This window comes from Nonomuraea guangzhouensis (assembly GCF_019396345.1).
GTDB classification, from domain to species: Bacteria; Actinomycetota; Actinomycetes; order Streptosporangiales; family Streptosporangiaceae; genus Nonomuraea; species Nonomuraea guangzhouensis.
This window is the reverse complement of the sequence record NZ_JAHKRM010000033.1, coordinates 63896-75423: the sequence shown is the minus strand read 5'-3', so window position 1 is coordinate 75423 and position 11528 is coordinate 63896. Positions and strand designations below refer to the sequence as shown.

12 protein-coding genes are annotated in these 11528 nt (G+C 71.0%); 3 read left to right on the top strand and 9 right to left on the bottom strand.

What is annotated here, in order from left to right; all coding sequences use genetic code 11:
- Positions 1 to 2 precede the first annotated feature (2 nt).
- Both KME78_RS49195 and KME78_RS49190 read right to left on the bottom strand, forming a co-directional pair.
- A complete protein-coding gene (locus KME78_RS49195) occupies positions 3 to 953 on the bottom strand; it encodes an alpha/beta hydrolase (protein WP_219536902.1) in 951 nt (316 codons plus the stop codon).
- Between the two features lie 71 nt (positions 954 to 1024).
- On the bottom strand, positions 1025 to 1660 hold the full coding sequence (locus KME78_RS49190; RefSeq protein WP_219536901.1) for a TetR/AcrR family transcriptional regulator: 636 nt from the start codon (positions 1658 to 1660) through the stop codon (positions 1025 to 1027).
- A gap of 267 nt (positions 1661 to 1927) precedes the next feature.
- Here KME78_RS49190 and KME78_RS49185 point away from each other — a divergent pair, with 267 nt between their 5' ends.
- Together KME78_RS49185 and KME78_RS49180 are read left to right on the top strand one after the other, a co-directional pair.
- Positions 1928 to 2797, top strand: a complete 870-nt coding sequence (locus KME78_RS49185; protein WP_219536900.1) for an MEDS domain-containing protein — start codon at positions 1928 to 1930, stop codon at positions 2795 to 2797.
- Between the two features lie 55 nt (positions 2798 to 2852).
- Positions 2853 to 3575, top strand: a complete 723-nt coding sequence (locus tag KME78_RS49180; RefSeq protein WP_219536899.1) for an STAS domain-containing protein — start codon at positions 2853 to 2855, stop codon at positions 3573 to 3575.
- An 11-nt stretch (positions 3576 to 3586) separates the two neighbouring features.
- Here the strand turns inward: KME78_RS49180 and KME78_RS49175 are convergent, their stop codons facing one another.
- From KME78_RS49175 to KME78_RS49150, 6 genes are all read right to left on the bottom strand, one after another.
- On the bottom strand, positions 3587 to 4504 hold the full coding sequence (locus KME78_RS49175) for an LLM class F420-dependent oxidoreductase (protein ID WP_246653611.1): 918 nt from the start codon (positions 4502 to 4504) through the stop codon (positions 3587 to 3589).
- 100 nt (positions 4505 to 4604) lie between these two features.
- Positions 4605 to 5555 carry a catechol 2,3-dioxygenase gene (locus KME78_RS49170; protein WP_219536898.1) on the bottom strand — a complete coding sequence of 317 codons (951 nt, stop codon included), beginning with the start codon at positions 5553 to 5555 and terminating at the stop codon, positions 4605 to 4607.
- 11 nt (positions 5556 to 5566) lie between these two features.
- Complete coding sequence (locus tag KME78_RS49165; protein WP_219536897.1) at positions 5567 to 6619, bottom strand: 4-oxalomesaconate tautomerase; 1053 nt, start codon at positions 6617 to 6619, stop codon at positions 5567 to 5569.
- A 64-nt stretch (positions 6620 to 6683) separates the two neighbouring features.
- Positions 6684 to 7394, bottom strand: coding sequence for a 4-carboxy-4-hydroxy-2-oxoadipate aldolase/oxaloacetate decarboxylase (locus tag KME78_RS49160; protein ID WP_219536896.1), 711 nt, complete (start codon positions 7392 to 7394; stop codon positions 6684 to 6686).
- The gene (locus KME78_RS49155; protein WP_219536895.1) at positions 7391 to 8143 is read right to left on the bottom strand and encodes a PIG-L deacetylase family protein; all 753 of its coding nucleotides are present in this window, start codon (positions 8141 to 8143) and stop codon (positions 7391 to 7393) included. Before KME78_RS49155 ends, KME78_RS49160 begins: the two co-directional genes overlap by 4 nt.
- A 204-nt stretch (positions 8144 to 8347) precedes the next feature.
- Complete coding sequence (locus KME78_RS49150; protein ID WP_219536894.1) at positions 8348 to 8998, bottom strand: GntR family transcriptional regulator; 651 nt, start codon at positions 8996 to 8998, stop codon at positions 8348 to 8350.
- 154 nt (positions 8999 to 9152) lie between these two features.
- Here KME78_RS49150 and KME78_RS49145 point away from each other — a divergent pair, with 154 nt between their 5' ends.
- Complete coding sequence (locus KME78_RS49145; protein ID WP_219536893.1) at positions 9153 to 10502, top strand: MFS transporter; 1350 nt, start codon at positions 9153 to 9155, stop codon at positions 10500 to 10502.
- Positions 10503 to 10546: 44 nt separating this feature from the next.
- Here KME78_RS49145 and KME78_RS49140 read toward each other — a convergent pair whose 3' ends face one another.
- Positions 10547 to 11314: a pectate lyase gene (locus KME78_RS49140; protein ID WP_308127418.1), complete on the bottom strand. Its 768-nt coding sequence runs from the start codon at positions 11312 to 11314 to the stop codon at positions 10547 to 10549.
- Positions 11315 to 11528: the final 214 nt, after the last annotated feature.

The window sequence follows — 11528 nt, the reverse complement described above, 5'->3', positions numbered from 1 at the left end:
CGTCACTCAGGGTGCGCCATGCCGGTGGCGGCGGGGCCGTTCGCCGGCTGATGATCGAGGAGGTGGCGGCGCAGGAAGGACAGTTCGGCGTCGACGGCCTGCTCGTGCCCGTCCAGGAAGGGCTCGTAGTGCCCGCCGGGCATCCGGACCAGCTCTCCGCGGGGCGCTCGATCCGCCGCCGCGGCGGCGGGCTCGGCCAGAGCGCTCTGATCCTGGTCGCACACGAGGACCAGCAGCGGGCGCCGGGTCCGGGAGGCGAAGCGGCCGGGCCGGTACATGGCGATCCCCAGCATGGAGCGGACGGCGATCGCCTGCTGCCAGCCGGGATACCGGTTGCCCGGGTTGAGCGCCCGGTCGCCGTCGACGGAGTCCGGCGTGGTGAGGAGCGCCAAGGTCCCCGGCGGGCCGGCGAGCGGCACCAGCAGGGGCCGGCGGCCGATCAAGGCGCCCATGGCGTCGAGGAGGCTCAGGGCGGTGAGACGCAGCAGCGTGAGCGGCCTCTGGTGGCCCGACGCGACCCGCGCGGCGGCCGGACCGTCGGCGTTCGGCGTCTGGGCGATCGCCGCCGCCAGGTGCGGGTTGCGCGCGGCGACGCGGAAGACGTGACCGCCGGACAGGGAGAAGCCCCAGATCGCGAGCCTGGCCGGGTCGACTCCCGGCAGGGTCGCGGCGAAGGCGATCGCGGCCTGCCAGTCGGCGAGTTGGCGGCCGACGGACACGATCTGGCGCGGCCGCCCGCCGCTCTCCCCGAGATGCCGGTAGTCGAAGGCGAGGACCGTGTAGCCGGCCTCGTGGAATCGCCTGGCGAACGGGTCGGTGCCCGGTTCCTTGGTCACCCCGCCGCCGCCGGCCATGATCACGCAGGCGCCGTTGGTGCCCGGATAGTGCCAGGCGACGCACTCGATGCCGCCGCTGGTGAAGCGGACCTTCTCCCGCTCCGTGGACATGCGCATGCCGACCTCCAGGTGGTTGACGTCCCTCTTCGAGGAAAGTGAACCACCTGGTTCGCAAATTGTCCACGCGGCTATGCGCCGGCGGCCTCCTCCCGATCCAGCGCGCGGATCAGGGCCTCCAGCCCCGCGGCGATCCCCGAGGTGTCCCCGCTGGTCGCCCACTCCACCAGGAAGCCCCGGAGCGTCGCGAGGATCATCTCGGCGACCTCGACCTTGCGCTGTTCCGGCCAGTCCGCCGGGCAGATGGACACCAGCGTGGGCAGGTACTGCCGCGAGGCCTCCCGGCCCAGCCAGCCGTAGCGGCCGGGGTCGTACATCGCCAGGCCGATGGCCTGATCGAGCACCCGCAGCCCCGACTCCGCCCGCATGAGGACGGGCCACACGGTGCGCACCCAAGCCCCCAGCGTCTGGCGGCCCGGTTCGCGGGTGGTCACGGCCAGCGCGTTGCCGATGCGTTGTTCGCGCAGTTGGACGATCGCCTGCCTGAGCAGGTCGTCGGCTCCGTCGAAGTGGTAGAGCAGCACCTTGTGCGTGGTCCCGGCCGCCCGCGCGGCGCGCCGCAGCGAGAAGTCCACGAGCCCGTTGATCGCCAGGTCGTCGGTGATGCGATCCAGGAGCTCCCGGCGCCTGGCCTCGCCGCGCGGCGACCCCGCCGAGCGCCGGTAGGCCGCCTGCCCCGTTGAGCCGTCGCCGGCGGAAGTGTTCACAGCGCCCCCTTGGGTCGCCCGTTCTCACACAGTGAATGCACGGGCCGACATTAACCCGCGGGCCCGTCGGCCGTTTCGTCATGGAGCCCGGCGGGCGGGGCTGAGCTGCGGCGTCGTATCGTGTGTGTCTCGGTGTAGATAGGGCAGATGCCACACCGGTAGGGCGGGCCGAGGGATCCGGGATACCCCGCAGTCTGTTGATCACTACTCTAAGTTCCGCAGCGATGCGGGCTCCGGGAGGTGGCCGCGATCGGGAAGGTGGCGTGGGTGACGATCGGTGCTGAAACGCAGATCACGGATCTGACGATCAACGATCATGCCTGCCTGACGTTCGGCGAGCATGAGGAGCTGCTCGATCTCACCACGGCCTTCGTACGAGATGGGCTGGCCGAGGGTCAGCGCGTCGTCTGGCTGGCGGAGGAGCCGGCGCGCGGCCTTGCGGAGCTGGGACGGCGCGGCGTGGTCGCGCAGGAGGCCACGGCGGCCGGGCGCATGAAGGTCATGGCCTGCCAGGACGGGCTGCTGGACGGGCAGGCGTTCACCGTGGAGCACGCCACGCGGTGGCTGCACGGTCAGATAGCACGCACGGCGCGCGAAGGCTATCCGGGACTACGCGTGGCGCTCGACATGAGTTGGGCATTACAGCCCGTGAGCGGCATCGAGCAGTTGCCGGCCTTCGAGGAGGAGATCGCGACCACACTGTCGGGTGGCAGCGCCGCGGTGCTGTGCCAGTATGACCGCGAACGCTTCGACCCGGTCACGCTCGCCTCGGTCTCCGGATATCACACCCGTACGGTCGCCGCGGCCACCTACCATCACGACGCGCTGCTGCGCATCTGCCGCCAGTACGCGCCGCCGGGGATCCGGCTGGCCGGGCAGATCGATCGCTCGGCCGAAAGCGCACTCAGGCTGGCCTTGAGCGAATCCATCCGGGTTGACGGGGACATCACCATTAACATGGCGGAATTGTCGTTCATCGACCTGTATTGCGCTCGCATGATCATAGATGCCGCCCGTAGCCTGCCCACACCTCGCAGAACCGTGCTGCGCTGCAGCCCCGCGACCCACACGCGATTCCTCCTGCTCGGTGCTTCCACGTTGCCCGGAATCAGCTTGGTGACCGCTCATGATGGCTAGCCGGCCACCCGGCCGTCCGCCGTCGCCCTCCGGCGGGCTGGACGGTCAGCGGGACATGAAGCGGCCTGTCGAGCCGGTGACCCTCGTGGAGCAGCCCTTCGACCGCGACTCGATGTACGCGCTGCGGGCCACGCTGGAGGCGCACGCGAGCCAGGCCGGCCTGCCCGAGGGCCGCACCGCGGACCTGGTGCTCATCGGGCACGAGCTGGCCAGCAACGTCATCCTCTACGGCTCCGGCAGGGGATGGGTGCGCCTGCTCGTCGTGGACGACATGCTGCAGTGCGAGGTCATCGACGGCGACGCCACATCCGCGGAGCAGGAGACTCCCGGCTGGACGTACGAGTTCGGGCACGGGCTGTGGATGGCCCGCTGCCTCAGCGACCGCCACGCCGTGAGCCGTGGCCCCGACGGCACCGTCGTCACCGCCGGCTTCGCCCTTCCCCATCCCGTCCCCACGACCTTCGAGCTGACCCGCGACGACCACGACGGCCGCACCACCCTGACTCTGGCGGGGAACCTCGACCAGCGGACCGCCTCCGACGTCATCGCCGCCGTCCAGGCCCTGATCTCGACCACGGCCTCCCTCCGGCTCGTCCTGGACCTGAGTGGCATGACGTTCTGGGACTCCACCGGCATCACCGCCCTGGTCACCTCGCAGGCGAACGTCGCCGCCACGCCGGGCGCGACCATGGTCCTGGCCGGGCTCTCCACCGAGTACAAGGGGCGTCTCGACTGCCTCAGCTTCGTCCCGTTCACCTACGAGACCGCCGGCGACTGACCCCGGCGGTGTCAGGCCGAGGTCATGTCGCTCCGGGCCAGGACGCGCAGGTGCTCCAGCATGTCGCCGGCGGTCTCGGCGAGCGGCTGGACGCAGACGTGGTCGGCGCCGGCGTCGAGGTGGGCGCGGACCCGCTCGATGATCGTCTCCGGGTCGCCCCACGCCACGATGGCGTCGACCAGCGCGTCGCTGCCGCCGTTGACGAAGTCCTTGTCGTCCCAGCCCAGATCGCGCAGGTTGTTCGTATAGTTCGGCAGAGCGAGGTAGAGGGACATGAAACGACGGGCGGTCCGCCGCGCCCGGTCCGGGTCGGTGTCGAGCACGACCGTCTGCTCCGGGGCCAGCACAGGATCGGGGCCGAGGACCGCGCGGGCGCGGGCGGTGTGCTCGGGGGTGACGAAATACGGGTGCGCGCCCTGGGTACGCGTCGCGGCCAGGTCCAGCATCTTGCCGCGAAGGGCGCCCAGCAGCCGCGGGACCGGGTCCGGCCGCGGGCCGTCGTACTCCGTCGCGTCCATGGCGTCGAGATAGGCACGCATCGCCGACACGGGTCTGCGGTAGTCGTGGCCCCTCGACGACACCAAGGGCGCGTGGCTCACGCCCAAGCCGAGCACGAAACGGCCGTCGAACGCCTCCCCGAGGGCGTTGGCCCCGTTCGAGGCGGCGGTGGCGTCGCGGACCCAGATGTTGGCGATCCCGGTGGCGACCAGCATCCGCTCCGTCGCGCCGAGCAGGATCGCCGCATGGGCCAGCGCCTCCTTACCCTTCGGGCTCTCTCCCACCCACAGCGTCCCGAAGCCCAGGCTCTCCAGCTCGGCGGCCGCCTCCCGCTCGAACGACGCCGGCTCGCCGCCGAGCGTGCTGTTCCAGACCCCTACTCGGCCCATGCGCCGCTTCAGCGCCGCGACATTGATCGTCATCTCGGGCATCACACCTCCACCAGTGTCCACTCGCGCATCTCACGATACGTAGCGCATCACCGGGGCCGGTTAATGCCCGATTCACGGGTTGATCTTGTCCCGGGGCCCTTCAGCCGAGCGGCGGGGTGCCGTGTGTGTGGAAGGACTCGATGGTCTTCAGCCCCCAGGCTTGTCCCTTGGCGCGTTCCGCCTCCGTCCAGGTGATCAGCGGCCAGTCGGGGGCGAGCACCAGGCGGGTGAGCGGGTTGCACAGCTCGACGCGGTTGCCGCCGGGCTCGTAGACGTACAGGAAGAACGTCTGCTGGATCGCGTGCTTGTGCGGTCCGGTCTCGATGTGGACGCCGTTGTCGAGGCACAGGTCGGCGGCGCGGAGGATGTCCTCGCGGCTGTCGGTGGCGAACGCGACGTGGTGCAGGCGTCCCCGCGTGCCCGACCAGTCCTCGGTGTAGACCACGTCGTACGACTTGTCGGTGAAGGTCAGCCACTGCGCGCTGAGCCTGCCGGTGTCGAGCACGATCTGCTCGGTGGGCCTGGCCCCGAGCAGCCGGTGCGTGAAGTCGGCGTTGGGCGCGACCTCGGCGGCCAGGAAGTTGACGTGGTCGAGCCGCCGCACGCCGACGCCCTGGCACGGCTTGGCCTGCGGCTGGTTCTTCAGCCCGGGGAGCAGCTCGGGCGGCGCCTGGTACCACTCGCTCTCCCAGTAGAGCGCGATCTCGTGCCCGTCGGGGTCGCGGGTGACGTACAGGGGCCCGATCCCGGGCTCGTCCTCCACCCACGCGCCGGTCAGGCCGGCGTTCTCCAGCGCCTTGACCCGCGCGTTCAGCGCCTCCTCGCTCGACGTCCGCAGCGCCGTACGGCGGATGCCGGACGTGGAGTGGGCGATGAGCGTGAGGCTGTGGTGCTCGTAGTCGTCCCAGGTACGCAGGTGGACCGCGTCGCCCGAGCGCCCGCTCTCGGTCATGCCGAGCATCCGCGTGAAGAACCACAGACTGCGGTCGGGGTCGGGGGTGAGGAGCTGGACATGGCCGAGATGGGCGATGTCCCCCAGAGGCGGGGCCATGAGGAGCCTTTCTAGGTGTCGGACGGGCGCGGGTGGACCGTGCCGTCGAAGATCTTGCGGGCGGTGCGGACGACGGCCGTACGGGCCGCATGAAGGGAGCCGGACGGCCCCTGCGCGACGTCCGTCTCGACGTCGAGGAACCCCGTCGGATGCTCGACCCGCAGCCGCTCCCCGGCATCGGGGAGCACGGCGAGCTCGCGGCCGGTGCCGCCGGGGACGAGCAGCCCGGCGGCGACGCTCGCCGCTCCCAGCACGCCGATGGAGGTGTGGCAGCGGATCGGGATGAACGTACGGGTGCAGACGGCGCCGCCGTCGCGGGGCGGCGCGAGCAGGGTCAGTTTGGGCACGGTCGTGTCCCGGACGTCGCCGAGGCCCATCAGCTTGCCCGCCGCGAGGCGGATCTCGCCCAGCCGGGCGGCGAGCGCGGTGTCGCCCTCCAACTCGGCTGGGCTCTCGTAGCCCGTGACACCGAGGTCGGCCGCCCGGATGAGGACCACCGGCATGCCGTTGTCCACGCACGTCACCTCGACGCCGGCCACGTCGTCGCGGGCGTTTCCGGTCGGCAGCAGCGGCTGCCGGTCCGCGCCGCCGGGGAACTCGATCACGATGGCGGCGGCGGTCCCCGGCACGCCGGAGATCTCCGTCTCACCGTCGTAACTCACCACCCGGCCGGGGCTCGGGAAGGTCGCCGTGGCCAGTTCGCCGGTGTTGAGCATCCGGATCCGCACGGTGGTCTCGCCGTCGGCGGCCGGGACCAGCCCGCGTTCGACGGCGAACGGGCCCACTCCGGCGAGGAGGTTGCCGCAGTTCTGCCGGTCGGAGACCTCGGCGGTCTCGACGCCCGTCTGCAGGAAGAGGTAGTCGACGTCCGCGGCGTCGTCGGCGGAGCGGGAGACGACGGCCACCTTGCTGGTCAGCGGGTGCGCACCGCCCAGGCCGTCGATCTGGCGCGGGTCGGGGCTGCCCATGACGCGCAGCAGCAGGTCGTCGCGTGCCGCCCGGTCCGCCGGCAGGTCCTCGGCGAGGAAATAGGCTCCCTTGGAGGTGCCACCACGCATCAGCATGCAGCGCACGCCACGCTCACCGGAGCTCACGTCACGGCCCTCTCGCAGTCGCACTTCGCGGTCGTCACAGCGCCGTCCCCTCGCGTTCGTACTCCTCCGCCGTCACGTAGCGCACGCCCAGCCGCGCCAGCGTCTCGCGCAGGCCGTAGCGGTCGAGGCCGAGCTCGCCGGCGGCGAACGCCGCTCGGGCGGCCTCCTCCTTGGCCGTCCTGGCCTCGGCCGCCTTCACGGCCGTGGCGACGAGGTCACGCGGGACGCACATCACCCCGTCGTCGTCGGCGAGCACCGCGTCGCCGGGCCTGATCACCTGCCCGCCGACCACCACGGGCACGTTGACCGAGCCCGCGGTCGCCTTGACCGTGCCCTGCGCGCACACGGCCGCCGACCAGACGGGGAACCCCATCGCACGCAACTCCGCCGTGTCCCGTACACCGGCGTCGATCACCAGCCCGCGCACGCCACGCCGCCCCAGCGCCGTGGCGAACAGCTCCCCGAACATCCCGTCCGTGGACGGCGAAGTGGTGGTGACGACCAGCACGTCCCCGTCGCGGCACTGCTCGACCGCCGCGTGAATCATGAGGTTGTCCCCGGGCCAGCACAGGACGGTGACCGCCGTGCCGCTGACACGCACGCCCTGCTGGATGGGCCGCAGCCCAGGACCGAGACTTCCCGTACGGCCCAGCGCCTCGTGCACGGTGGCCACCCCGAACCCCGCCAGCGCCGCCACCCCGGCGGCGTCGGCCCTGGGCGGGTCGGTGACGATCACTCCGGTCATGCCAGCACCGCCGTCACCTGCGGGTAAGGCCGCATGTACGCCTCGCCGTACGTCGTGTGGGGCAGCCCCAGATTCGGCCCGGCATTGCGCTTGAGCTGCACCCCGCGGCGCGTGGCCAGGTCGGTGTAGTAGTCCCACATGTGCCGCTGGGCGGGCAGGCACTCCATCGCCTTGCGCTTGGTGTCGAAGACCTCGGTGATGTCGAGCAGCACCTGCGGGGTGAAGCCGCACATCTCCGGCTGGTGCGGCTCGAAGAAGAACACCGGCGGCGCGCCGAGCGGCTCACCCGAGGCCGGGTAGCCGATCGCCTGAGCCAGGACGCGGGCCTGCAGCGCCATCCGGGCGGCCGCGGGGTGGTCGCCGTTGTACGGATCCTCCAGCGGATGCGTGAGCACCACGGTCGGCACCACCTCGCGGTAGACGCCTACGAGCTCGTCCGTGAGCTCCGGCGTCTCCCGCAGCGGGTAGTCACCGGCGTCCAGGAAGCGGATGCCGGCTCCCAGGGTCGCGGCGGCCTGCTCGGCCTCAGCCCGCCGCAGCTGTTTGATCTCGTCGAGGGATCTGCCTTCGCGCCAGGCCTTCGCGGACTCGCCGCGTTCGCCGAAGGACAGGCACACGATCGTCACCTTCTCGCCCCGCGCGGCGGCCAGGGCGATCGCCCCGCCCGCGCGCCAGACGAAGTCGCCGGCGTGCGCGCTGATGACCAGGGTGGACTGCGCGGGAGCTGCCGGCTTCCCGTCGTCGGTCATTGTCGTTCTCCTCGGTGTGTGGGGGTCGGGCCAGCTGTCGTCGGCTGGCGGTCGTCGGCTGGCGGGCGGCGCACGGCGAACGGCGCACGACGAACGGCGCACGGCGCACGGCGCACGGCGCACGGCGCACGGCGCACGGCGCACGACGCACGACGCACGACGCACGACGCACGGCGGACGGCGGACGGCGGACGGCGGACGGCGTCATTCGCGCAGGGCTTCGATGACGCTGGCCAGGTGGGCGTGCGCGGCCACCTGGGCCGCCGCCGGATCGTGGGCGCGGATCGCCTCGATCAGCGCCAGATGCTCGTTGAGGGACTTCTGCGGACGCCCGGGGCGCAGAGCGAGCTGGAAGCGGTGCCGGACCAGCTGGGCGTTGAGCCGTTGCAACAACTCGACCGCGACCTGCTGCCCGGAGATGTCGCGGATGTAGGCGTGCAGCTCGTGGTTGAGCGCCGAGTACGTCAGCGGCTCGCCGTCGGCGACCGCCTTGACCATCGCCTGGCCCAGGGCCGCGAGCTCGGACAGCTGCTCGTCGGTGGCCCGTGCCGCCGCCTTGGCCGCGCACAGCCCTTCGAGGACCATCCGGCACTCGGTGATGGCGACCGCCTCCTCGACCGAGACGACCCGCACCCGGGCGCCCCGGTTGTGAACGCGTTCCACCAGCCCTTCGGCGGTCAGGTCGATCAGCGCCGCCCGGATGCTCCCTCGGGTCACCCCGAACCGCTCCGCGAGCTCGCCTTCGACCAGGCGCTGGGCGGGCGCCATGTCGCCCCGCGTGATGGCCTCGCGCAGGCCGGTGAGCGCGTGCTGTTTCGCCTGTTCACCGCTGATCGGGCCGTCTTCGTACGGCATCGGCCGCCCTTCCTCTGTACATGCGTGTCGAGGCTAAATCTAGGGCAACAAAAATGTCAACAATCTTGTTTGCCATATTGCCAACAGGATTATGGCAAGTTACGGTCGGCGGCACCGGCCGGCCCGCCAGGAACCCCTTCCGAGAGGAATCAGGATGTCCTCCACACCACCCGCCGTCGCCTCGGGACGGCCCACCAGGCTCGTCGTCCTGGTGATCGCCTTGTGCTGGATGGTCGTGCTCTTCGACGGGCTCGACATGTTCATGTACGGAGCCGTACTGCCGAAGATGCTCGACGACCCCACCCTGGGCCTGACCGCCGCGAAGGGCGGCGAGATCGGGAGCTATGCCACCTTCGGCATGCTCGTCGGCGCGCTCGCCGCGGGCACCGTCACCGACTGGGCGGGCCGTAAGAAGGTCATCGCCGGATGCTGCGCGCTGTTCTCGATCGCCTCGGCCGTCTGCGCCGCCGCGCCGTCGCTCGGCGTGTTCGGCTTCGGCCGCCTCCTGGCCGGGCTCGGTCTCGGCGGCCTGCTGCCGATCGCGATCGCCATGGTCGTCGAGTACGCCCCGCGCGGCCGCGGCAACCTCATGATCGGCGTGCTCATGACCGCCCACCACGCGGGCGGCATCCTCGCCTCCGCGCTGAGCCTGTGGCTGGTGGCGCCCTTCGGGTGGCGCTCGCTGTACTGGGTGGGGGTCGTGCCGCTGATCATCGCGGTGCCGCTCGTCGCGCGGTTCCTCCCCGAGTCGCTGGGCTTCCTGGTGACCCGTGGCCGCCGCGACGAAGCCGAGGCGCTCGCCCGCAGGCACGGGGTTGATCTGGCCGAGTTCCCGGCCAGTCAGGACGCCTCGGCCACCCGCGCCGACCGCTGGGTCGGCCTGCGCGGCCTGTTCCAGAACTCGCTGTGGCTGCCCACCCTGCTGTTCTGGCTCGCCTCCTTCGGCGGCCTGCTGCTGGTCTACGGCGTGAACACCTGGCTGCCGACCATGATGCGCGCCAATGGCTACGAACTCGGCTCCGCACTCGGCTTCCTGCTCGTCATCAACCTCGGCGGCATCGTGGGCATGCTCGTCGCGGGCCGGATCGCCGACCGCTTCGGCGCCACCCGCGTCTCCGCGCTGTGGTTCGCGCTCACCGCCGTCGGCACCTTCCTGCTCGGCATCCGCATGCCGCTGCCGATCACCTACGTCGTCGTCTTCCTCACCGGCGTGTGGCTGTTCAGCGCCCAGACGATGGTGTACGCGGCGGTCGCCGGGCGGTTCCCCACCGAGAGCCGGGCCACCGCCCTGGGCTGGACCGCCGGTATGGGCCGCTTCGGCGCGGTCTTCGGCCCCTGGCTGGGCGGGGTCCTGCTGGCCAACCACGCGCAGAGCTGGGGCTTCACCGTGTTCGCCGTCACCGCGGTCTTCGGCTCGATCATGATCACGCTGAGCGGCCGCGGCAGAAAGCCGGCCGCGCCGTCCGTCCCTTCCGCGCGGCCCGGTGATGCCGTGGCCACCTGACGCGGTGGCGGGCGCGGCTTCGGGGAGCCGCGCCCGCCGATGGGTTACCGGTAGGTGATGTCCGAGCTGGAGTAGAAGCAGTTCACGCCGTCGGCGCCGCTGCCGATCTTGGTGGGTTCGCCGCTGGTCACGCCCTTGTACTTCTCGCAGATCACGATCTTCTTGCCGGAGTCGCCGACGATCGTGATGCCGGAGTACCTGGCGGTGTCGCCGTAGTTGGTGTTGATGCCGGCCAGCGTCTTGCCCGAGTACGTGGCGGTGACGTTGGAGATCACGACGTGCCGCGCGTACTGGCTGGAGCAGTTTCCGCAGGAACGGTAGAGCTTGCCGAAGGTCTGCACCTGGAAGTTCCTGATGTACATGGTGCCGGGGCCGTTGTGCTGGAAGACCTTGTCGCTGGCCGACCTGGCCCCGCCGCCGTTGATCGTCATCGTCTGGGACGACGAGGTTCCCTTGAAGGTGGCGGCGTCCTCGCCGACGTCCTCCCACCAGACGTTCTGGAGGGTGCAGGTGCCTGTGCAGTGGATGCCGTCGGCGGCCGGTGCGCCGATGATGACGTTCTTCAGCACCGCGCCGTTGGCGAGCTTGAAGATCGGGCTCTGGCCCTCTTCCTGCCCGCCGCTGCCCAGGGGTCCGGTGCCGTAGTAGCGGACCATGCCGCCGTCGCGCGTGCCCGACACGCTGATCGTCGCGCTGACGGGCTGCTGGCCGCTCGGCGTCGGCCAGGCGGCGGCGGATGCCACAGGCCCGCTTCCGACGGTGCAGGCCAGGGCCAGTGCGGCTGCTGCCATGGCCAGGATCGTGCTTCTCACAGTTGCCTCCCTGCGGATGCTCGTCCACGTGACCGTCAATGTAGGAAAGCGCTTTCCAGGCGTCAATGTGGACCTTGGAGCCGACGGTCAGCTGGAAGGCGTCGTGGCTGGCCAGGGCATGACAGAGCCTCTTACCAGGAGTGAAACTTTCAGGTCCGAGGGCTTCCGTGTGCGTCAAGTGGCCACTGCCGAATGAATAAGCGTAAGGTTCCGC

What these genes read in the sequence shown, in the direction of transcription:
- KME78_RS49195 (WP_219536902.1), bottom strand. Translation starts at nt 953, where the DNA reads ATGCGCATGTCCACGGAGCGGGAGAAGGTCCGCTTCACCAGCGGCGGC.
- KME78_RS49180 (WP_219536899.1), top strand. Translation starts at nt 2,853, where the DNA reads ATGAAGCGGCCTGTCGAGCCGGTGACCCTCGTGGAGCAGCCCTTCGAC.
- KME78_RS49175 (WP_246653611.1), bottom strand. Translation starts at nt 4,504, where the DNA reads ATGCCCGAGATGACGATCAATGTCGCGGCGCTGAAGCGGCGCATGGGC.
- KME78_RS49170 (WP_219536898.1), bottom strand. Translation starts at nt 5,555, where the DNA reads ATGGCCCCGCCTCTGGGGGACATCGCCCATCTCGGCCATGTCCAGCTC.
- KME78_RS49165 (WP_219536897.1), bottom strand. Translation starts at nt 6,619, where the DNA reads ATGCTGATGCGTGGTGGCACCTCCAAGGGAGCCTATTTCCTCGCCGAG.
- KME78_RS49160 (WP_219536896.1), bottom strand. Translation starts at nt 7,394, where the DNA reads ATGACCGGAGTGATCGTCACCGACCCGCCCAGGGCCGACGCCGCCGGG.
- KME78_RS49155 (WP_219536895.1), bottom strand. Translation starts at nt 8,143, where the DNA reads ATGACCGACGACGGGAAGCCGGCAGCTCCCGCGCAGTCCACCCTGGTC.
- KME78_RS49150 (WP_219536894.1), bottom strand. Translation starts at nt 8,998, where the DNA reads ATGCCGTACGAAGACGGCCCGATCAGCGGTGAACAGGCGAAACAGCAC.
- KME78_RS49145 (WP_219536893.1), top strand. Translation starts at nt 9,153, where the DNA reads ATGTCCTCCACACCACCCGCCGTCGCCTCGGGACGGCCCACCAGGCTC.